General features: G+C 61.1%; 22 protein-coding genes. 11 read left to right on the top strand and 11 right to left on the bottom strand.

The window, feature by feature from the left end:
• The first annotated feature begins 45 nt into the window (after positions 1-45).
• Genes B9Z52_RS07035 through B9Z52_RS07015 form a run of 5 tightly spaced genes read left to right on the top strand, consistent with a single transcriptional unit; the run spans position 46 to position 4,014 of the window.
• Complete coding sequence (locus tag B9Z52_RS07035; RefSeq protein ID WP_233251856.1) at positions 46-693, top strand: SURF1 family protein; 648 nt, start codon at positions 46-48, stop codon at positions 691-693.
• Positions 653-1,366 (top strand): hypothetical protein, encoded by a 714-nt coding sequence (locus B9Z52_RS07030; protein ID WP_108413136.1) that lies wholly within the window; start codon positions 653-655, stop codon positions 1,364-1,366. The genes B9Z52_RS07035 and B9Z52_RS07030 overlap by 41 nt, the downstream gene beginning before the upstream one ends.
• A gap of 5 nt (positions 1,367-1,371) precedes the next feature.
• Positions 1,372-2,535, top strand: a complete 1,164-nt coding sequence (locus B9Z52_RS07025) for a heme A synthase (RefSeq protein ID WP_108413299.1) — start codon at positions 1,372-1,374, stop codon at positions 2,533-2,535.
• Positions 2,532-3,416: a heme o synthase gene (gene cyoE / locus B9Z52_RS07020; protein ID WP_108413135.1), complete on the top strand. Its 885-nt coding sequence runs from the start codon at positions 2,532-2,534 to the stop codon at positions 3,414-3,416. Before B9Z52_RS07025 ends, cyoE begins: the two co-directional genes overlap by 4 nt.
• Before the next feature lie 7 nt (positions 3,417-3,423).
• Positions 3,424-4,014: an SCO family protein gene (locus B9Z52_RS07015; protein ID WP_108413134.1), complete on the top strand. Its 591-nt coding sequence runs from the start codon at positions 3,424-3,426 to the stop codon at positions 4,012-4,014.
• 38 nt (positions 4,015-4,052) lie between these two features.
• On the opposite strand, the gene B9Z52_RS07010 is transcribed toward B9Z52_RS07015, so the two are convergent.
• The 4 genes from B9Z52_RS07010 to ftsY form a co-directional block, all read right to left on the bottom strand.
• Positions 4,053-5,048: a tripartite tricarboxylate transporter substrate binding protein gene (locus tag B9Z52_RS07010; RefSeq protein ID WP_108413133.1), complete on the bottom strand. Its 996-nt coding sequence runs from the start codon at positions 5,046-5,048 to the stop codon at positions 4,053-4,055.
• Between the two features lie 138 nt (positions 5,049-5,186).
• Positions 5,187-6,119, bottom strand: coding sequence for an RNA polymerase sigma factor RpoH (rpoH, locus tag B9Z52_RS07005; RefSeq protein ID WP_108413132.1), 933 nt, complete (start codon positions 6,117-6,119; stop codon positions 5,187-5,189).
• Positions 6,120-6,218: 99 nt separating this feature from the next.
• The gene (selD, locus tag B9Z52_RS07000) at positions 6,219-7,280 is read right to left on the bottom strand and encodes a selenide, water dikinase SelD (RefSeq protein WP_108413131.1); all 1,062 of its coding nucleotides are present in this window, start codon (positions 7,278-7,280) and stop codon (positions 6,219-6,221) included.
• 4 nt (positions 7,281-7,284) lie between these two features.
• Entirely contained in the window at positions 7,285-8,310 is a 1,026-nt protein-coding gene (gene ftsY, locus B9Z52_RS06995) for a signal recognition particle-docking protein FtsY (RefSeq protein ID WP_199222054.1), read from the bottom strand.
• A gap of 28 nt (positions 8,311-8,338) precedes the next feature.
• Between ftsY and B9Z52_RS06990 the strand changes: the two genes are divergently transcribed.
• The 5 genes from B9Z52_RS06990 (at position 8,339) to coaD (ending at position 12,897) form a co-directional block, all read left to right on the top strand.
• Positions 8,339-9,757, top strand: coding sequence for a pitrilysin family protein (locus tag B9Z52_RS06990; protein WP_108413129.1), 1,419 nt, complete (start codon positions 8,339-8,341; stop codon positions 9,755-9,757).
• A 10-nt stretch (positions 9,758-9,767) separates the two neighbouring features.
• Positions 9,768-11,120, top strand: a complete 1,353-nt coding sequence (locus tag B9Z52_RS06985; protein WP_369907863.1) for a M16 family metallopeptidase — start codon at positions 9,768-9,770, stop codon at positions 11,118-11,120.
• A 150-nt stretch (positions 11,121-11,270) separates the two neighbouring features.
• A complete protein-coding gene (locus tag B9Z52_RS06980; RefSeq protein ID WP_108413128.1) occupies positions 11,271-11,570 on the top strand; it encodes a cell envelope biogenesis protein TolA in 300 nt (99 codons plus the stop codon).
• A gap of 142 nt (positions 11,571-11,712) precedes the next feature.
• The gene (gene rsmD, locus B9Z52_RS06975; protein WP_108413127.1) at positions 11,713-12,360 is read left to right on the top strand and encodes a 16S rRNA (guanine(966)-N(2))-methyltransferase RsmD; all 648 of its coding nucleotides are present in this window, start codon (positions 11,713-11,715) and stop codon (positions 12,358-12,360) included.
• A gap of 42 nt (positions 12,361-12,402) precedes the next feature.
• Positions 12,403-12,897, top strand: a complete 495-nt coding sequence (gene coaD, locus B9Z52_RS06970; RefSeq protein ID WP_108413126.1) for a pantetheine-phosphate adenylyltransferase — start codon at positions 12,403-12,405, stop codon at positions 12,895-12,897.
• Between the two features lie 124 nt (positions 12,898-13,021).
• On the opposite strand, the gene B9Z52_RS06965 is transcribed toward coaD, so the two are convergent.
• The 7 genes from B9Z52_RS06965 to B9Z52_RS06935 are packed head-to-tail and all read right to left on the bottom strand — an operon-like array spanning position 13,022 to position 18,850.
• Positions 13,022-14,602, bottom strand: coding sequence for a GMC family oxidoreductase (locus B9Z52_RS06965; protein ID WP_108413125.1), 1,581 nt, complete (start codon positions 14,600-14,602; stop codon positions 13,022-13,024).
• Between the two features lie 23 nt (positions 14,603-14,625).
• A complete protein-coding gene (locus B9Z52_RS06960) occupies positions 14,626-15,180 on the bottom strand; it encodes a gluconate 2-dehydrogenase subunit 3 family protein (RefSeq protein WP_199222053.1) in 555 nt (184 codons plus the stop codon).
• Positions 15,177-15,884 carry a ligase gene (locus B9Z52_RS06955; RefSeq protein WP_108413124.1) on the bottom strand — a complete coding sequence of 236 codons (708 nt, stop codon included), beginning with the start codon at positions 15,882-15,884 and terminating at the stop codon, positions 15,177-15,179. The genes B9Z52_RS06960 and B9Z52_RS06955 overlap by 4 nt, the downstream gene beginning before the upstream one ends.
• Positions 15,874-16,515, bottom strand: a complete 642-nt coding sequence (locus tag B9Z52_RS06950; protein WP_108413123.1) for a dihydrolipoamide acetyltransferase family protein — start codon at positions 16,513-16,515, stop codon at positions 15,874-15,876. The genes B9Z52_RS06955 and B9Z52_RS06950 overlap by 11 nt, the downstream gene beginning before the upstream one ends.
• Positions 16,512-16,754 (bottom strand): lipoyl domain-containing protein, encoded by a 243-nt coding sequence (locus B9Z52_RS06945; RefSeq protein WP_108413122.1) that lies wholly within the window; start codon positions 16,752-16,754, stop codon positions 16,512-16,514. The genes B9Z52_RS06950 and B9Z52_RS06945 overlap by 4 nt, the downstream gene beginning before the upstream one ends.
• Positions 16,751-17,791: an alpha-ketoacid dehydrogenase subunit beta gene (locus B9Z52_RS06940; RefSeq protein WP_053172431.1), complete on the bottom strand. Its 1,041-nt coding sequence runs from the start codon at positions 17,789-17,791 to the stop codon at positions 16,751-16,753. Before B9Z52_RS06940 ends, B9Z52_RS06945 begins: the two co-directional genes overlap by 4 nt.
• A gap of 51 nt (positions 17,792-17,842) precedes the next feature.
• On the bottom strand, positions 17,843-18,850 hold the full coding sequence (locus B9Z52_RS06935; protein WP_108413121.1) for a thiamine pyrophosphate-dependent dehydrogenase E1 component subunit alpha: 1,008 nt from the start codon (positions 18,848-18,850) through the stop codon (positions 17,843-17,845).
• Between the two features lie 355 nt (positions 18,851-19,205).
• Between B9Z52_RS06935 and B9Z52_RS06930 the strand changes: the two genes are divergently transcribed.
• Entirely contained in the window at positions 19,206-21,203 is a 1,998-nt protein-coding gene (locus B9Z52_RS06930; protein ID WP_108413296.1) for a sigma-54-dependent Fis family transcriptional regulator, read from the top strand.
• The last annotated feature ends 2 nt before the right edge of the window (positions 21,204-21,205 follow it).

The following is a 21,205-nucleotide window of genomic DNA, read 5'->3' as shown; positions in this document are numbered from 1 at the left end:
TTTGCGTCTGCCGTATTGGGGATGGCTTTGACCTTTTCCTTGGGCATGTGGCAAGTGGGCCGTGGGGATGAAAAGTTGGCGTTGCAGGCTGCCAAAGACGAGCGCAGCGGTATGGCCGTGCTCGATTGGCGCGGTCTGACTGGATCGATGACGTCCGCAGAAATGAATGTGCTGATGTACCGACAAATGGTGCTCAAGGGGCGGTGGCTCCCAGCGCATACCGTGTACCTTGAAAACCGTCAAATGAATGGGCGGGCTGGTTTTTACGTGATGACGCCGATGCGCCTGGATTCAACAGACACTGTCGTTTTGGTGCAGCGTGGTTGGGCACCGCGCTCCTTCAAGGACCGACAAGCACTGCCTTTGATCGAGACAAGCGATGAAACGGTGGAAGTCACGGGGACATTAGCCCCTTGGCCCTCACGGCTGTACGATTTTGGCGGGGTAGAAGTTGCAGCCATACGGCAAAATCTCGACTTGATCAGTTTCCGCCAGCAAACCGGTCTGGATTTGAAGAATTTCAGCTTGGTCCAAACAGGTGCAGCATCTGAAGGTTTGCTGCGTGATTGGCCTGTGGTGGCCTCGGGTGTCGAAAAACACCAAGGCTATGCATTTCAATGGTTCGGGCTCTGCGCCCTGATCGCACTACTTTATGTCTGGTTTCAAATTGTCCAAGCAAGCCGAAAAAAATGAACTGACAGATGCACCTTTGGGCATGACGGTGCACGACTTGCCGCGGCCCGGCGAGGTTGCACAAGCTGACGCGCAGCGCACAAACTCAGGTCGCTGGAAAATGCTGGCCCTCCTGTTGGTGTGTGCGGCACCGGTCATCGCTTCGTATTTCACTTATTACGTGGTGCGCCCCGAAGCGCGCCGGCATTACGGGGAGTTGATCACCCCTCAGGTGGATTTGCCCGATGCCTCGGCACTCAATTTGCAAGGGCAGTCCGTGGACTTGAAGAGCCTCAAGGGGCAGTGGCTGCTGGTGGCAGTGGGCTCTGGCGATTGCAAAAATGCTTGCAAGGAAAACCTGTACTTTCAGCGCCAATTGCGCGAAATCATGGGCAAGGAGAAAGACCGCGTAGACCGCGTGTGGGTGCTGACCGATGAGGCCCCTGTGGATGCAACACTGTTGCCCGCCTTGAGCCAAGCGCATGTTCTGCGTGTGGACGCACCAGTGCTCCAGGCTTGGCTGAGTCCTGCCGCCGGACAGGCTGTGCAAGACCACTTGTACGTGATCGACCCCATGGGCCATTTCATGATGCGCTTTCCTGCGCACATGGATGTGGCCGGAGCCTCCAAAGCCAAGAAGGATTTGGACCGTTTGATGCGCGCCTCGGCCTCTTGGGACCAGGCCGGTCGTTGATGCCCATGAGCACGTTAGATCTGTACAACCTCAACCCCATCCTCCAAGTGATGGCTACGGGTCTGGCATTGGCCTTGCTCCCCCTGAGCTGGTGGGTCTGGCGTCATCGCCATGCGCCTGCTGGTCGCCGTTTGCAGGCCTTGACCATCCTGACCTTGTTTCTGACCTTTGATCTGATTTTGTTTGGTGCATTCACCCGGTTGACCGATTCGGGTCTGGGCTGTCCCGATTGGCCGGGTTGTTACGGCAGTGCCACGCCGGTGGGCGCTCAGGTGCACATCGAGGCCGCGCAATCGGCCATGCCCACAGGCCCGGTCACGCATGGCAAAGCCTGGGTCGAGATGGTGCACCGCTATCTGGCCACTGGTGTGGGGGTTTTGATCATGAGTCTGGGGATGATGACCTGGAACCAGCGACGAAGAGACCCTGCGCAAGCTGTGAACCCTGCCTGGCCGACGTTCACTTTGTTATGGGTCTGCCTGCAAGGCGCTTTCGGTGCCTTGACGGTCACCATGAAACTGTTTCCCGCCATCGTGACTTTACATTTGCTGTTTGGCATCGGCTTGCTGGCTTTGCTGGCCGCTCAGGCGGTGCGGTATGACGGTTGGCAAAGCTTTGCGGTGTCACCTGCATTGCGCCGTGGACTATGGCTGGCCTTTGGCTTGCTTTGCCTGCAAATAGCTTTGGGCGGCTGGGTGAGCACCAACTATGCGGTGCTCGCGTGCACAGGTTTTCCGTCTTGCAACGGCACTTGGTTGCCCGAGCTCAACTGGCAGGGCTTTGCGCTGTGGCGCGATCTGGGTCATACCGTGGAGGGTCAGATCTTGCCTTTTTCTGCATTGACCACCATCCACTTCGTTCACCGCAGTGCGGCATGGGGGGTGTTGACGGTGCTGGTCTTTGTGGGCTGGCGTTTGCGTCAGGTCCCAGGCATGCAGCGATTGGCGCATGCCTTGTTGACTTTGGCCGCTTTGCAATTGGCCACAGGTCTGAGCAATGTGGTGTTGGACTGGCCTTTGGTGGCTGCGGTGTTGCACACCGGTGGCGCATCGGCGCTGGTGTTGGTGTTGACTTGGGCGCTGTGCATCAGTCGCCCGGCTAATTCTGTGGATTCACCGCGCCATGGCGCAGGTGAACGTTCTTCTCTTGATTCAAGGCCTGCTGCATGACTGCTGCGACTTCTTCTGCTTGGCGCCAGTATTACGCGCTGACCAAACCCCGTGTGGTTCAACTGATCGTGTTCTGCGCACTGATTGGCATGGTGCTGGCCGTACCCGGTGCACCCAGAGCGCCCGAGTTGCTCTTGGGCTTGTGGGCTTGTGTTGGCATCTGGCTGGTGGCCGGCGCGGCGGCAGCTTTCAACTGTTTGGTGGAAAAAACCATCGATTCGAAAATGAAGCGAACCGCTTGGCGTCCCACCGCCAAAGGCGAGCTGAGCGATCGACAGGCCTTGCTGTTCTCAGCCGCTTTGTGCACGCTGGGTTCTGCCATTTTGTACGTGATGGTCAACCCACTCACCATGTGGCTGACCTTTGCCACTTTTGTGGGCTACGCCATCGTTTACACCGTGATCCTCAAACCGCTCACGCCACAAAACATCGTGATTGGCGGTGCCAGCGGAGCCATGCCACCGGTGCTGGGCTGGGCTGCCATGACGGGCGAAGTGGGCCCCGAGGCGCTCATCCTTTTCCTCATCATCTTCTTGTGGACGCCGCCGCATTTCTGGGCGTTGGCGCTCTACCGCGTGGAGGACTATCGCAAGTCGGGCCTGCCCATGCTGCCCGTGACGCATGGCAATGCCTTCACCCGCTTGCAGATCCTGCTGTACACGGTGGTTTTGATGGCCGCTTGCCTGATGCCCTTTGTGTACGGTATGAGCTCTTGGCTTTACTTGGGTGTGGCCGCAGTCTTGAGTATCGGCTTCATCGCTTACGCCGTCGCCTTGTTTCGTGTCTATTCCGACGAATTGGCGCGCAAGACGTTCCGTTTTTCCCTGATTCATCTGAGCGCTTTGTTTGCCGCGCTGCTGGTGGATCATTACCTTTTTTGAGCATCCTATGAACAAACGTCAATGGCTCGCTGGACTGAGCTCAGTGGCCTTGCTGGCGCTAGGCGCTTGTGGGCAGGATAAGCCCGCTTTTCGCGGTGTGGACATCTCGGGCGCTGAATATGCTCAGGGCTGGGAGCTGGCAGACCAAAACGGGCAGTTGCGCACGCTTAAGGACTTTGCCAGCAAGGTCGTGATTGTGTTTTTTGGCTACACCCAATGCCCCGATGTGTGCCCGACCTCCATGCAGGAGCTGGCCGAGGTCAAACGCCTGCTGGGCAAGGGCGGTGAACGTCTGCAAGGCGTGTTCATCACGGTGGACCCGGACCGCGATACGCCTGAGCTGCTCAAGTCCTACATGGCCAACTTTGATCCGAGCTTTGTGGCTTTGCGGGCCAGCACGCCCGAGCAGCTGGCCAAGGTCACCAAAGACTTCAAGATTTACTACAAGAAGGTCGATGGCAAAACGTCCACCAGCTACACCATGGACCACTCGGCGGGGAGTTACACCTTCGACCCGCAAGGCCGGGTGCGCCTGTACAACCGCTATGGCAGCGGCGCAGCGGCGCTCGCCGAAGACGTCAAGATCTTGCTCAAGTGACGCCAGCTGAGTGTCGGGGCGCAGGTGCCCCGGCCGGATCAATTGATCTGGATTTTTTGGCGCACGATGATGTCGCCCAGCGCCTTGGTGTCGGCTTGAATGCGGTTGCGCAAACCCTCGGGCGATGAGCCCACCACCTGCCAGCCTTGCTGGAACATGTGCGAGCGCATGTCGGGCGAGCGCACGATTTCGCTGACGATGGCCGACAGTTTGTTCAGCACGGCAGGCGGCATTGAGGCGGGGGCCGCCACGGCATTCCAGATTTCCTGCTGGTAGTTTTTCACACCGACCTCGGCCAGGCTGGCCACATCGGGCGCGAGCGTGCTGCGGCCTGCGCTGGTGGTGCCTATTGCACGCAGCTTGCCTGCACGCACCTGGGTCAAGGCCATGGCAGGTGGCAGCAGCGCCAACTGGATTTGCCCGCCCATCATGGCGTTCATGATTTGCGGGTTGCCGGGGTAGGGCACATGCACCGGGTCGATGCCCGCTTGCGTTTTGAGCAACTCCATGCCCAGATGTGCCACGGTGCCCACGCCGGGGGAGCCATAGCTCAGTTTGTTGCCGCTTTGCCGGGCGTGGGCCAGCCATTGCGCGGGTGAGGTGCCTGGCGCATCGGCGGGCGCTGCCAGCAGCAATGGCGCGGTCCCAATCAGGCTCACCGGGGCCAAGTCTTTCAAGGGGTCGTACGTCACCTTGGGGTTGAGGATGCGGGCGATCGTCATGTTGCCGTTGATCATCAGACCCAAGGTGTGGCCATCGGTGGACTTGGCCACATGGTCGGCCGCAATGTTGCCACCTGCGCCCACCTTGTTTTCGACGATCACGGTCTGCCCCAGGGCTTTGCCCAAAGGTTCCGCCAGCGCACGTGCCGTCAAGTCAGGGCTGGAACCGGCCGGAAAGCCGACCACCAGCTTGATGGTCTGGCTGGGCCAGTCGGCAGCGGCTTGCGCCAAATGACTGGTCAGGCACAAGGCCAGGGCAGCAGCGCTCAACAAGGATCGGCGGGAAAGAGGGGACAAAGTTTGCAAGCGCATCAAGGGATCTCCAGAACATCTCAACAGCTGCCACTTTAGCGCAGCGCCAATATGCCTTGTGACGGTACGTTGTGCGTGCAGGGTCTGCCAAAAAAATACCCGGCCATGGCCGGGTAAGGGGGGTGTTTGCCAGTGCGTTTAGGCGAACTCGACAAGCGCCTTTTTCATCTTTTTCATGGCCGCGACTTCGATCTGGCGGATGCGTTCAGCGCTCACGCCGTATTCGGCCGCCAGGTCGTGCAGCGTCATGCCGCCCGAGCCGTTGTCGTTGACCTTGAGCCAGCGCTCTTCCACGATGCGGCGACTGCGTTCGTCCAAGGCGTTCAGCGCGGCCGCCAGTCCATCGCTGGCCATCACATCGCGCTGGTGCGCTTCGATCATGGCAGTGGGCTCGTGGCTGGCATCGGCCAAGTAAGCAATCGGGCCAAAGGCCTGTTCGCCATCGTCCGAGGGGGCTGGGTCCAGCAGCACGTCACCACCGGACATGCGCATTTCCATCTCCATGACTTCTTCGCGCTTGACGTTGAGGTCATGTGCCATCACGTCAATCTGCTCGGGCGTCAGCGTATCGCGGTGCGTGCCGCTTTCGGCCTCGGCCTTGAAGCCTTGCTTCATCGAGCGCAGGTTGAAAAACAGCTTGCGCTGGGCCTTGGTCGTGGCGACCTTGACCATGCGCCAGTTTTTCAGGATGTACTCGTGGATTTCGGCCTTGATCCAGTGCAGCGCGTAGCTGACCAGGCGCACGCCTTGGTCGGGGTCGAAACGCTTGACGGCCTTCATCAGGCCCACATTGCCTTCCTGGATCAGGTCGCCGTGGGGCAGGCCATAGCCCAGGTATTGGCGTGACACGGACACGACCAAGCGCAGGTGCGAGAGCACCAGTTTGCGGGCGGCTTCCAAATCGTCGTTGGCATTGAGTTGGCGGGCGGCTTCTTGCTCTTCCTCAAGCGTGAGCATGGGCATGCGGTTGACCGCTGAGATGTACGCGTCCAGGTGACCCAGCGAGGGCACCACGGCCCATGGGTTGCCCAGTGTCATCGCGGTGGCCGGGGAAATGGTTTGAGTGGTCATACCAGAACTCCTTTTAATCCACCCATATTAGCACTCCCTGGGTGTGAGTGCTAATACCCTGAACACGGAAGCCGTGTGCAGGTGTAACAGGTAGGTCGTTCAGTCTTGGATCACCAAGCCAGCGTGGCCTTCGACCACCCGGCCCAGCACCGCCGCCTGGTCAAAGCCGTAGCGGGCGAAGGTGGCCAGCACCTCGTCTAAGCTGTCCGGGCTGCAGGCCACCAGCAGGCCACCGCTGGTTTGGGGGTCGGTCAGCAGGGCTTGGTCAGGGGCCGCAAAGCCAGCAGGCAGCTGGACATCTTGGCCATAGCCGGCCCAGTTGCGGCCAGAAGCACCGGTCACCATCCCTTGGGCGGCCAGCTCGCGCACGCCCGTCAGCAAGGGCACCTTGGACCAGTCGATCTGGACCGTGCAGCCGCTGCCACGGGCCATTTCAAGTGCATGGCCCGCCAAACCAAAGCCTGTCACGTCGGTGAGCGCATGCACACCTGGCAGGGCAGCTAAATCGGGGCCTGGAGTGTTCAAGCGGGTGGTGGTGGCGATCATTTGGGCATAGCCCTCGGCAGGCAGGGCGTTCTTTTTCAGGGCCGCCGACAGCACGCCGACGCCCAGCGGTTTGCCCAGCACCAGAACATCGCCTGGCCGAGCATCTGCATTGCGCTTGATGCGGCTGGGGTGGACCAGACCCAAGGCCACCAAGCCATAAATGGGCTCCACCGAGTCGATGGTGTGCCCGCCCGCGATCGGGATGCCTGCGGCTTGGCAGACGCTGGCACCGCCTTCGAGGATGCGGCCAATGGTGTGGGTGGACAGCACGTTGATGGGCATGCCCACCAAGGCCAGCGCCATGATGGGCGTGCCCCCCATGGCGTAGACATCGCTGATGGCATTGGTCGCGGCAATGCGGCCAAAGTCGAAGGGGTCGTCCACGATGGGCATGAAAAAGTCGGTGGTCGCGATCAGGGCCTGCTCGTCGTTGAGCTTGTAAACCGCCGCGTCGTCGGCCGTCTCGATGCCCACCAGCAGTTCCTTGGGCAAGGGCATCGCATGGGTGCTTTTGAGGATGTCAGACAGCACGCCGGGTGCAATCTTGCAGCCGCAACCGCCCCCGTGCGAGAGGGAGGTCAAACGCGGTTCGGATCGGGTTTCGGTGGTGGTCATGGGTTCAGCTCAGCAGGGCCTGCGCGAATTCGCGGGCGTCAAAAGTTTCGAGGTCTTCCAGTTTTTCGCCCACGCCGATGAAATACACCGGGATGGGTTTTTCGCGGGCAATGGCGCACAGCACGCCGCCCTTGGCCGTGCCGTCCAGCTTGGTCACGATCAGGCCCGTCAGGCCCAGGGTGTCGTCAAAAGCCTTCACTTGGGCCAGCGCGTTTTGGCCCGTGTTGCCGTCAATCACCAGCAAGACCTCGTGCGGTGCGCTGGCCTCGGCCTTTTGCACCACGCGCTTGATCTTGCCCAGCTCTTGCATCAGGTGCAGCTGGGTCGGCAGGCGGCCTGCGGTGTCCACCAAGACCACATCGCGGCCACGGGCGCGGCCTGCGGTCACGGCGTCAAAGCTCACGGCGGCTGGGTCGCCGCCTTCTTGGCTGACGATCTCTACCGTGTTGCGGTCCGCCCAAACGGCCAGCTGCTCGCGCGCCGCTGCCCGAAATGTGTCGGCTGCGGCCAGCAAGACGCTCAGGCCGTCATCGGCCAGGTGTTTGGTGAGTTTGCCGATGGATGTGGTTTTGCCCGCCCCGTTGACCCCAGCGACCATGATCACCGTGGGGTGGTGTGCGCCGATCTCCAGCGGTTTTTGCAAGACTTTCAGCAAATCGGCAATGGCCTCGGCCAGCAGACCTTTGACTTGGGCGGGCTCGGTGGCCTTGGCTTCTTTGACGCGACGCTTCAGGTCTTGCAGCAGGTGCTCGGTCGCTTTGACGCCGGTGTCGGCCATGAGCAAGGCGGTTTCGAGCTCTTCGTAGAGTTCGTCGTCGATGCGTGTGCCGGTGAACACCGTGGCGATGTTGGAGCCGGTCTTGCGCAGGCCGTTTTTCAGGCGGTCCAGCCAGCCCTGGCGCGCGGGTGCGGCAGGCGCTGGCTCGGCCACGGGCTCTGCAGCGGGCGCTGTGTTGACGGCTGCAGCGGCGGCTGGCGGGGGTATTTTCGCCTGCTCTGGCGGGGACTTTTTGCTGAAGAAACTGAACATGGTGTGGATTTGAAGGATCATGCATTCTATGAAACCGAACTTTCTCTTGGGAATTTCCTGGCTGGCCGTTCTTTTGGGCGCGTCTTTGACCACCTTTGCACAGGCCCCTGCGGCTGCTGCGGCCACGCCTGCTGCGCAAGTGCACACCTACACACTGGCCAACGGCATGACTTTGTGGGTCAAGCCAGACCGCCGAGCGCCCACAGCCGTGCACATGGTCTGGGTGCGTGTGGGCTCCATGGACGAGGTGGACGGCACCAGCGGTGTGGCCCATGTGCTGGAACACATGCTCTTCAAAGGCACGCCCACTTTGCCCGCCGGAGAGTTTTCGCGCCGCGTGGCGGCACTGGGCGGGCGCGAAAACGCGTTCACCTCCAAGGACTACACGGGCTACTACCAGCAGATCCCCTCTCACCAGCTGGAAGCCGTGATGCGGCTGGAGTCGGACCGCTTTGCCAACAACCAGTGGCCCGATGCGGAATTTGCCAAAGAGCTGGAGGTCGTCAAGGAAGAGCGCCGCTTGCGCACCGAGGACAACCCCCGGGCCTTGCTGCACGAAATGCTCGCGGCCACCTCTTTGACCGCTTCCCCCTATCGCCGCCCCATCGTGGGCTGGATGAGCGATCTGGACGCCATGACGGCACAAGACGCGCGCGATTTTTACCGCCACTGGTACGTGCCGGGCAACGCGGTGGTGGTGGTGGCGGGCGATGTGGACCCGGTGCAGGTCAAAGCCCTGGCTGAGCAGTATTACGGCGCGATCCCCTCGCGCAGCGTGGCCGATCGCAAGCCCCAGCAAGAGCCCGCCCAGCAAGGGCTGCGCCGCTTTGAATTCAAGGCCCCTGCCGAGCAGTCTTATGTGGCGCTGGCCTTCAAGGTGCCTCGCCTGGCCAGTTTGCAGCCCTCGCCAGAGCACGACGATGCGCTGGCCCTGACCGTGCTGGCTGCGGTGCTGGACGGTTACAGCGGCGCCCGTCTGGAGCGCGCCCTGACCCAAGGTGAGCAGCGCCTGGCCGACAGCGTGGGCGCGCACAACGGCCTGATGGGGCGAGGTCCGCAATTTTTCTATCTCGAAGGCGTACCTGCCAAAGGCCAGACCACCGAGGCGCTGGAAGCCGCCTTGCGCGCCCAAGTGCAAAAAGTGGCATCACAGGGCGTGACCGAAAGCGAGCTGCAACGCGTCAAGACCCAGTGGGTCGCCAGCGAAATCTACAAACTCGACTCGGTTTTTAACCAGGCCCGCGAACTGGGTGTGGCCTGGACGCTGGGTTTGCCACCCGACCATGGCGCGCAACTGATGGCCCGGCTGCGCCAGGTCACGGCCGCGCAAGTGCAGACGGTGGCGCAAAAGTATTTCGGGGATGACAGCCTCACCGTGGCGGTGTTGCGCCCGCAGCCCCTGTCGGGACAAGTCAAACGCAAACCCGCTGCCGGTGCGCGGCACTGAAGGGGTGGTCATGAAAGTCAACAACATGTTTCGTCAAATGGGCCTGTGTGCTGCTTTGCTGGCGGCCACTTGGGCACAGGCGGCCTTGCCGATTCAGCACTGGACCCTGCCCAGCGGTGCCCGCGTCTACTTGGTCGAAAGCCACGCCATCCCGATGGTCGATGTCCAGATCGATCTGGACGCTGGCAGTCGGCGCGATCCGGCCGCGCAGGCCGGCTTGGCCTCGGTCATGGCTGGACAAATCTCCAGCGGCCTGCGCGCCGACCCCAAAGGTTCAGGCCCGTATGCCAAGGCCATGGATGAAAACCAGCTGGGTGAAGCGTGGGCCGATCTGGGGGCCAGCTTTGGTGCCGGTGCCAGCGCAGACCGCTTGAGCTTTTCGCTGCGCAGCCTGAGCTATCCGGACTTGCTGGACAAGGCGGTGGCCTTGGCCGCACGTCAAATGGCGCATCCGACGTTTCCCGAGCCCGTCTGGGTGCGTGACCGTGAGCGCATGTCGGCCGCCATCCGCGAGTCTTTGACGCAACCGGGCACGTTGGTGCAAAACAGCTACGCCTCGGCCGTCTATGGTGCCCATCCTTACGGCTACAAAACCACGCCCGAATCCTTGTCGCGCATTGGCGCCGCTGAACTGAAAGCCTTGCATGCCCAGGCTTTGCGTCCCTGCAATGCCGCAGTCAGCGTGGTGGGCGATCTGTCGCGAGCCCAGGCCGATGCGCTGGTCAAACGTCTGTTGGCCCTGTGGCCAGCCATGGCCACTTGCCAGCCTTTGCCGCCGGTGGCCGAGGTCCAGCCTCTGCAAGCAGCACAAATTGTGAACGTGCCTTTTGATTCGGCACAGGCCCATGTGCTGATGGGGCAGCCGGGCTACAAGCGCAATGATCCGGACTTTTTCGCTTTGCTGGTGGGCAACCACATTTTGGGTGGCGGCGGCTTTGTGTCGCGCTTGACCGAGCAGGTGCGCGAAAAGCGGGGCCTGAGCTACAGCGTGTACAGCTATTTCGCGCCAGCACTGCACGCGGGCGCCTTCACCGTGGGTTTGCAAACCCGCCCAGACCAAGCCGCGCAGGCCACGGCGGTGGCACAAGAGGTGGTGCGCACTTTCGTCAAGGACGGCCCCACCGAAGCCGAGTTGCAAGCGGCCAAGTCCAACCTGATCGGCGGCTTTGCCTTGCGCATCGACAGCAACCGCAAGCTGCTCGACAACGTGTCCAACATCGCTTGGAACCGACTGCCCCTGAATTACCTGGACAGCTGGACCGCGCAGGTCGAACGTGTGCGTGTGGACGATGTGCGCCGCGCCATGGCCCGGGTGTTGCAGCCCGATCGCATGGTCACGGTGGTGCTGGGCGCGCAGCCCTGATATTCAGCGGTGCCCGATCAGTGGAAGGCTTGCAAAACACATGCGCTTACAACTGGCCCGGCGCTTTCGTCATCAGACCGCAGACGGGGCGCGTTGTAGTTGCAAGTCCAGCAAGGTGTTGGACTGAAAACTGAAAGAAGGACTCTTCTCATGAACAAGCTGCTCGCCACCCTGATCGCCGGTTTCTTTGCTGCCGGTGCATTCGCCCAAGCTCCCGCTGCGCCCGCGACAGCCGCTGCTCCTGCAGCCGCCGTAGCACCAGCTGCCAAAGCGGAAGTGAAAGATGCCAAGGCACAAGCCAAAGCCGTGAAAGCCGAAAAGAAAGCGGCTCACAAAGCCGAAGCGAAAGCGGCACAAGCGTCCGCTGAAACCAAAGTGGCACCTGCCGCAGAAAAAACGGCCGACAAAGCCGCTGCCAAAGTGGATGCCAAGATGCCTCAAGGCAAGTGATGCCCGGCGGCCGGACCGTTTGTCCGGCCTGCGGTTCACCCACAAGAAGCCAGCACCCGTGCTGGCTTTCTTGTTTGTGGGTGCCGTTGGAGCATGCCACCCAGGTGCAGGGGCCACATGCTGGCCTTTACACTTGCAGACCATGCCCTCATCCAATTCCAAACGCGCAATGAGCGAAAGTGCCGTTCGCCATGCCGCCTCCAAAAAGCCTCACAAGCCGGTGCCTAAAGGCCCGCCCTCGCACGAGGTGCGCATTATCGGCGGCCAGTGGCGCCGCACACGCCTCAAAGTCATCGACAAACCGGGCCTGCGCCCCACGCCTGATCGCGTGCGTGAAACTCTCTTCAACTGGTTGGGCCAAGACCTGGCCGGGTGGCGCTGTGTGGACGCGTTTGCAGGCACCGGCGCACTGGGGCTGGAGGCGGCTTCACGCGGTGCGTCGCATGTTCTGATGCTGGAGCAAGACCCTGTGCTGGTGAGCGCTTTGCAAGCCCATGTGCTGCGTTTGCAGGCGGGCATGGTCCAGGTGCAGCGCGGTGATGCCATCACGGCATTGCAACGCCTGCCTGCAGGCAGTGTGGACCTGGTGTTCATCGACCCGCCGTTTGATGGCCCTTGGTTTGAATCGGCGCTCAAGGCGGCTGCAGCGGCGGTGCCGCTGGGCGGCTGGGTGTACCTGGAGGCGCCCGTGGCCTGGACCGACGAGGCGCTGGGTGTTTGGGGCCTGAAGGTCGAGCGCCACCTGAAGGCCGGTGCCGTGCACGCCCATTTGCTGCAGCGCACTGCATAAACGCACTGCATAATTTGTGCAGACTGAACCGAGGACTCCACCATGAACCACCCCGTGATCGCTGTTTACTCCGGCACCTTTGACCCGCTGACGCTGGGCCATGAGGACGTGGTGCGCCGTGCGGCCCGCATGTTCGATCAGGTCATCATCGCGGTGGCCACTGCGCACCACAAGAAAACCCTGTTCAGCCTGGACGAGCGCCTGCACCTGGCGCAGTCGGCCTTGCACGATTGCGCCAATGTGAAGGCGGTGCCTTTTGATGGGCTGATTGTGGATTTTGTGCGCGCCCAAAAGGCGCAAGTCATCGTGCGCGGCCTGCGTTCGGTGACCGACTATGACTATGAAACCCAGATGTCGGGCATGAACCGGCACTTGGCGCCCGATGTGGACACCGTGTTTTTGCACACCAGCGCGAATGTGCAACACATCAGCAGCACCTTGGTGCGCGAAATCGCCAAGCTCGGCGGTGATGTGTCGGGCCTGGTTTCAGCGCCCGTGCTCAACGCGTTGGAGTTCAAGCTGTCCAGCACAGCTTGACTGCGTGGCGATGGTGTTGCATGCAAAGTACGCTGTTGATGTGCGGCCAATCGCTGGATCACACCTTGTCTGGCCTTGAACGGCCAGGCACGGTGTGAACCACAACGATTTGTCGCGCAGGCTCTTAGAGGTCCCGACGTTTCATCGCGTTTTCAATGAAACCGGCTTGCCGAATGGCCAGGGCCACGATGGTGAGGGTCGGGTTGCAGGCGCCGCTGGACGTGAATTGGCTGCCGTCCGAGACAAAGAGGTTTTTGATGTCGTGCGCCTGACCGTGGCGGTTGACCACCCCGTCGCGCGCTTTTTCACTCATGCGGTTGGTGCCCATGTTGTGGCTGGCCGGGTAAGGCGGCATGTCGATCACACGCTTGGCCCCCACGGCTTCGGACAAAGCACGCCATTGCTTGAGGCCGTGGCTGGCGAGCCGATCATCGTTGGCGGTGTAGGTCTTGGTGACGACGGGGACGGGCAGACCATATTGGTCTTTTTCCGTGGCGTGCAGGGTGATGCGGTTGTCCGCCATGGCCTGGTCTTCGCCGCACACCCAGACGCAGGTCATGTGGTCGTACAAATCGATGGCCGATGTGAAATCGCGCCCCCAGCCGCCCGGTTGCATGAAGGCCGCCATGAAGGGCAGGCCCAGAGACAAACCTTCCAGGTAGTAACCACCATTGAAGCCGCGTGATGCGTCATGTCGTGCTTCATCGGCCACCACCGCACCAATAGAGGTGCCACGGTACATGTAGACAGGTTTGTCATAAATCGACGCCGCTGCCGCTGTGGAGTGGTTCATGTAATTGCGCCCCACCTGGCCGGACGAGTTGGCCAAACCGTCACGGAACATGCTGGAGGCCGAGTTCAGCAAGAGGCGTGGCGACTCAATCGAGTTGCCTGCGACACAAACGATGCGCGCTTTCTGGAAATGCTGCTTGCCGTTTTTGTCGGCATACAGCACGCCCGTGGCTTTGCCCTGTGCGTCATGTTCAATGCGCAGGGCCATGGACTGCGGGCGCAGCTCGACCTTGCCGGTGCCCAGGGCATCCGGGATGTCTGCATACAGGGTGGACCATTTCGCGCCGATCTTGCAGCCTTGCATGCAAAAACCGATTTGCTGGCAACCGGGGCGGTGCTGGTAGGCCTGCGAGTTGATGGCCATGGGGCGCACGATGTTTTTGTAGCCAATCTTGCGCGCCCCGGCAGCGATGACCTTGTAGTGGTTGTTCTCAGGCAGCATGGGCAATCCGCTGGCTGCAGTGCCCGTGACGCCCAACTTCTTTTCGGCCAGATCGTAGAAGGGCGCCATTTCGGCGTAATCCACAGGCCAATCCATCACTTGCGTGCCCGCTTGTTCGCCATAGGTGCTGCGGGTTTTGAATTCGTGCGGCTGAAAGCGCAAGGCAAGGCCAGCCCAGTGGACAGATGAACCACCGACGCCCTTGACGATCCAGGCGGGCAGGCCGGGGTAGGTCTTGGTGTGGTGCCAGCCACCGGCCGAGATGCGCTTGTCCAGCCAGGAAATTTTGTTGAACATGCCCCATTCATCGTTGTCGATATCGGCCTGGGTGTAGTGTTTGCCCGCCTCCAGAATCACGCAGTTGATGCCTTTTTGGGCCAACTCATTGGCCAGGGTTCCGCCGCCCGCGCCGGAGCCGACGATGACCACGACGCTGTCGTCGTTGAGGCTAAATTGTGTAGGTGTTGCCATGTGTTTATCTCCTGAAAATGGGCTCAAAGCCAGTTGATGTCGTTGAAGCCACGGTTGACGTAACCGCCCTTTTGCCAAGATGAGCCTTCGTAGCCCAACATGGGCCAGACCTGCTTGTTGTCGTAAAGACCGGTGACCATGTCACCGCGGATTTTTTGGAAAAAGGGCGTTTGTTCCATGCCTTTGAGCAAGCTGACGCGATCGGCTTCTTTGGGAATGGCCACATAGCTGGTGCCAAAACGGGCTCTGGCTTGTGCGTTCAATTCAGAGACACCATCGGTGATCAGTTTTTTCAGGGCCGCATTTTTGGCTGCAGCTTTTTCATGTGGCATGAGCGCTTGCAGGTAATAACGATCGGTCAATTTGTCATGCGGGTAAATATCGCGCGCCATGCGAAGCAAGGTCACACCCGTTTGGCTGCCAAGCACCTTGAAGGATGCTGCGTGGAGCACCGAGGGTGTCACGCTCAGAGCCGCAATCGGGACGACACTCATGCCGGCAGCACCCGCGAGAAATCCTCGGCGCTGAACTTGAGGCAATTTTTCGAGGATGCGCATGGAAGGTTTTTGTGTGTTCATAAAGTCTCCTGTGTTGAAAATGAATGAAGCGTTTCATGCACTGCAAAAGACAGTGCAGGAAACACATCGAGGTCTGTGACCATGTGGTCCAGATAGGCGCTGACCGAAGTGGTTGCGCGCTCTAGCACCGTGGCGTCTGTCTGGGGTTTGCCCATGGCCTCGCACAGCAGTGCCCAGTCGGGTGGATTGACCAAAATACCCGCGGTCAGCAACACGCCTGTGCGCCGGCGTACTTGGGCCAGACCGACGAGCTTTCGTCCATCGGCCACCACTTCCCAGGGGGACAAGCCTGCAAAGCAAGCCCAATGCGCGGGGCGGATCGGGTGCGAGGCCAGGGCTTTGGCGGGCACGTCCCAGCATTTGTGCAATGCCGTGGCCAGGCCCTCGCCCAACCAGCGGTAGCTGCTCAAAATGCCCTGGCCAACTGCAGGGTGGTCAGGCGGCAATATGACCGACAGGCTCAGCATCCAGGGGCCTGTTAGAACCGCCCCGCCACCGGCGTGACGCACCAACGCTTGTATGGCGCTGTCAGGCAGTTGTGCCAAATTGGCACGCTGCCCGCAACCCAGAACCAACGCAGGCTCCGTGTAGCGCCAAAAGCGCAACCGGGGCTCTGTGACCAGCGTGTCCAGCTGCTCTTCGTTCCAGCGTTGCTCTTGTGCAGCTGACGCTGTCAGGCAATCAACAAGCCAGTCACGCTTCATGGCAAACTCCTGCTTCAAGTCGCTTGCGCAAGTCGGCCAAGAACAGGGCAGCAGGGTGACCATCCACAGCGCGGTGATCGAACACCAATGTCATGGACATCATGGGCGCAATCACGATCTGGCCGTCACGCACCACGGGGGTGTCCAGCGTGCGGCCGATGCCCAAAATACCCACTTGGGGTGGATTGAGAATCGGCGTGAACCAGTCAATGCCCGTGGCGCCCAGATTCGTCACCGTGAAGCTGCCGCCCTGATAGGCCTTGGGCGGCAAGCTTTGCTGGCGTGCTGCTGCGGCCAATTCCCGAACCTGCTGCGCCATGTCGGCCAGTGACCTGGCCGCCGCGTTGCGGATCACAGGCACAGCCAAGCCTTCTGACAGCGCGACGGCCATCCCCAGATTCACCACGCTCTGCGGGGCGATGCCCTCGGGGGTCAGCCACGCATTGAGCGCGGGGTGATCCCGCAAAGCGCCTGCGACCGCGCTGAGCACCTGGGGCGTGACGCCGACTTGTTGGCCCAGGCAGGCCGTCATGTCGACTTCCACGGTCATGGCCACGCGAGGGGCTTGCCAGCCCAAGGTCATGTTGCGCGCAATCGCACCTCGCATGCCTTTGAGGGGAATGACGCTCATGACAGCTCGATCAGTGTGGTGCCGCGCGCGAAAGTCTCCTCGACCTGCACGCAAATGCGTTGCACGGTGCCGGCCACGGGGGCCGTGATTTCATGGCTGGACTTGACCAGAACCACGCTGCCCAGCACCTGACCTGCCGTCACCGTGTCATGTTCTTTGACCCGCCATTCTTCCACCAGGGCTTCGGTGCCCTCATCCACGTCGGCCCACAATTCGGCGGGCAAGGTCACGGCGTTCATGCGGCCACCTTCACTTTCGGCGCCACCATCAAGGCTTGTGCCTGCTGCACGATGTTGGCCACTTGCGGGATGACGAATTGTTCCAGCGGACGGCTGTAGGGAATCGGCACATCGGGCACGGCCAAGCGTCGCACAGGCGTTTTGAGGGTCAGGATGTCCAGGTTTTCGGCCACCAGTGCGGCGATCTCGCCCGACAGACCAAAGCTCAAATAGTCTTCATCGGCCACCAGCAGACGCCCCGTCTTGCTGACCGAGGCCAAGATGGTTTCGCGGTCCAGGGGCACCACGGTGCGCAAATCCACAATCTCTGCGTCGATGCCCTGTGCGGCCAGGGTTTCGGCGGCCAGCACCGCTTTTTGCACCATCTGGCTGAGCGTGACGATCGTCACATCGCGGCCTTCGCGCACGACCTTGGCCTTGCCGAATGGGATGGTGTAAGCCTCTTGCGGCACCTCGTTGGTGCTGCCCTCCAGGTAGGACATCCAGGGCAGGCCCATGATGCCTTTGTGGAACATGAAGACCACGGGGTTGTTGTCCCGGATGGCCTGCGTCATCAAACCCTTGGCGTCATAGGCGTTGGAGGGCACCACCACCTTGAGGCCCGGCATGTGGGCAAATGTGGCGTACAGGCATTGCGAGTGCTGCGCCGCATCGTTGTAGCCGCCGCCAATGGCCGTCATCAGCACCATGGGCAGCTGGATGTTGCCACCGGCCATGTAGGTGTTCTTGGCCATGTGGTTGTAGATCATGTCCATGCACACGCCAAAGAAGTCGACAAACATCAATTCGGCAATCGGGCGCATGCCTTCTGCCGCTGCGCCGATGGCCGCGCCAATGAAGCCGGTTTCAGAGATGGGCGTGTCCATGATGCGGTCTTTGCCAAACTTGTCGAGCAGGCCGCCGGTGGCACCGAAGATGCCGCCGTACTTGCCGACGTCTTCGCCGAGCACAAAGACTTCTGCGTCGCGTTCCATCTCCTGGCCAATGGCTTCGGAGATGGCTTGGGCCATGGTGAGTTTGCGGGTGGGTTGGGTCATGAAGGACTCCTGAAATGTGAGGGGGTGTGGGGTTTTCCGAGGCTGAAAAATTCAGGCAAAGACATGCAGCAAGGCGTCTTCGGCTTCGGGGTAGGGGCTGTTGCGCGCGAAGTCGTAAGCCTCTTGAACGCGCTGGTGCACGGCCTGGCGCAATGCCGCGTCTTGGCCATCGTCCAGGGCGCCCAGGGAACGCAGTTGCTGAGCCAGGTGCGGGATCGGATCGTTTTTGCGCAATTCCTCTGTTTCGCCTTTGGGGCGGTAGGTTTCCGGGTCACCTTGAAAGTGACCCAGGTAGCGGTCGGTCTTGACCTCGATCAGGGTCGGCCCAAGGCCTGCGCGTGCCCGCGCCACGGCTTGGCCTGCGGCTTTGAACACTTCGACGGCGTCGTTGTCTTTCACCAAAATGCCGGGCATGCCGTATGCCGCTGCACGGTCTGAATTCCAGGCCACAGAGGTCGATTCGGACTTTTCGACCGAGATGGCATACGCGTTGTCTTCGCACACAAAAATCACCGGCAAGCGCCACAGGGCAGCCAGGTTCATGGATTCATGGAAGGCACCCTGGTTGGTGGCGCCTTCTCCAAAAAAGGCGACGGCCACCGCATCGGTGCCGCGCTTTTTGGCGGCCAGCGCTGCGCCGCAAGCCGGGGGCATGCTGGCGCCCACGATGCCGCTGCAGCTGAACTTGTGCTCCGGGTCAAACAAATGCATGTGACCGCCCTTGCCACGGCCCAGGCCCGTGGCCTTGCCAAACATCTCGGCCGTCATGGGTTTGAGGGGCACGCCCTTGGCAATGGCAAAGTGGTGCGGGCGGTGTGCGCCCACCACGGTGTCGTCTTGGCGCAGATGCGCGCACACCCCGACGGCCACCGGCTCCTGGCCTGCGGCCAGGTGCATCTCTCCGGGAACGGGGCCTGAGCCGATGTCAAAGGCCAGGCCTTTTTGAATGGCGGGCGGCAGTTTGCCTTCCATATACACCTTGACCATGGTTTCTTCGTACTCACGAATTTCGACCATCGTTTCGTACATCCACCGCAATTGCTCGGTACTTGCTTGCATGCATATCTCCTCAAGTTCTGGTGCCGTGCACCGTCGAATGACGGGCATCGGACGATGAACTTTTGCAATCGCCGTGCCAGTGGGCAAAAGCCAGTTCCAGCAAGGGATTGCCCTGACTGCATGGCCGCTGGCCTGTTGCAAAAGGCAGACAGGTGATGCAATGGCCGCCTTTCGGGGTGCGACAGGTGTTGCATTCACATGCAACAAATGACACGTTTCAGTCGGGTAAGCGCCAATGAAAACAGAGGCATAAATGACTATGATGGAGTCGTCTTGTCAACGACTTCACGTGTGCTTACGGCGTTTGGGGGAATCCTTCTTGCGCCGCTTGTAGGGCGTGTTCACCCCTTTCACCATGTCCTTTTCTGCTTCCGTCATCGACCAGCGCATTCGTCAGGCCATGCAGGGCGACTCGGCCCTGGCCAAGTCCTGGAAACGGTCTCTGGAGCGCTACCAGATAGACCCAGGTCTGAGCACGCCACCCAGGGTGTATTCGAGGGGGCAGCTCAAGGATTACCAAACGCCACTGGAAGACTTGATGCACACCGCGCGCGAGGGCATGAATCAACTCTCGCGCCAAGTGCGGGATGCCGGTTATGTGGTGTTGCTGACCGATCCACAGGGCGTGACGGTGGACTTTGTGAACAACGAGGCCCACGACAAAGAGCTGCGACATGCGGGTCTTTACGTGGGGGCTTGCTGGTCAGAGGAGGTGGAAGGCACTTGCGCAGTGGGCGTGTGTTCGATTGAACGCGCACCCATCACCGTGCACCACGATGAGCACTTTCGCTCGCCCAACACCACCTTGACCTGCAGCTCTGCCCCGGTGTTCGGACCTGCGGGTGATTTGCTGGCCGTTCTGGATGCATCGGCCCTGTATTCACCGCATGACAAGCGCAGTCAACACCTGGTGTTGCAGATGGTGTCGCAAACGGCCCGAATGGTCGAGGACGCTTATTTTTTGCGCCAGCATCGCCACCACTGCGTCTTGCACCTGAGCGAAAGCCGGGCCTTGCTGGATGTGCAGGTCAGCCTCTTGATGGCCTTGGACGAGAGCGGGCGGGTCATGGCCGCCAACAGCCGGGCGCGTCAGTGCTTGGGGGCCCATCCGGACCATCCACTGGCGCATGCGCTGACGTGCATGGGGGCAGACATCAGCCATGTGTTGGGCCTGGACATGCCCGCACTGGTCACGCAGGCGCACCGGGCCAAAGGTGACGCCTTCGAAGTGCGCCATGTGGCCAGTGCACGTCGCTACTTTGCCAAACTCACGCATCCGACGCAGCCGCGTGTGACCCGGGTCTTGGCAGACCATGCCCAGGCCGCTTCGGTGGGCACGGACCTGCAAGCTTTGCATGTGCTGGCCGGTACGGACCCCTTGATGATGTCCAACGTGCTCAAGGCCAGTCGGGTGATGAACAAGGGCATTTCGGTCTTGTTGCATGGGGAGACCGGCACCGGCAAGGAAATGTTTGCGCAAGCCATGCACCAGTGCAGCGCCCGCAAAGCCCAATCCTTTATCGCCCTCAATTGCGCAGCCATTCCCGAAAGCCTGATTGAGAGTGAGTTGTTTGGCTATGCGGATGGCGCCTTCACCGGGGCACGCGCCAAAGGGGTCAAGGGCAAGATCCAGCAAGCCGATGGCGGCACCTTGTTTCTGGATGAAATTGGCGACATGCCACTGGCTTTGCAGACCCGCTTGTTGCGCGTTCTGGCGGAAGGGGAAGTCATGCCCTTGGGCGCAGAGGTGTCGGCCAAAGTGGATGTGCAGGTCATTTGCGCCTCGCACCGCAAGCTGCTGTCCATGGTGGAAGAGGGGCACTTCCGGCAGGACTTGTATTTTCGTTTGAGTGGCATCGTGATCGAGTTGCCTGCTTTGCGCGAACGCCAGGATTTGGGCGCACTGATTGAACAGGTCTTGCACGCGCAAACACGCGCACAGTCCAGGGTGTTCATTCCCACCATCACGCCAGAGGCCTGCGATTTGTTGAAGCACTATGCATGGCCTGGCAATATCCGCGAGTTGAAAAACGTGTTGCGAACGGCGGTGGCCTTGTGTGAACGCAATCTGATCGAGCCCAGGCATTTGCCTCGCGAGTTGCAGTGCGGTGCGGGCGTGCCTTTGTTGCCGCCCCGCTTGGCCTCGGGGGAGCCGCTGGCGTCATGCACGGCCCTGTCCAGCCAGCCACCGTCGTCCATGCCAGAGTCAGCCCTGCACGAAAAGAGCGCCCAACTCCTGGCGCATTTGCGCCAAGAGCGCTGGAATGTCTCGGAAGTGGCCCGCCAACTGGGCGTCAGCCGCTCCACCATTTACCGGCGCATGGCGCGCGAAGGCATCAGTGCGCCGATTTGAGG

The sequence above is a fragment of the Limnohabitans sp. Jir72 genome (assembly GCF_003063575.1).
Classification (GTDB): domain Bacteria; phylum Pseudomonadota; class Gammaproteobacteria; order Burkholderiales; family Burkholderiaceae_C; genus Limnohabitans_A.
This window is presented reverse-complemented; position numbering and strand designations above follow the sequence as displayed.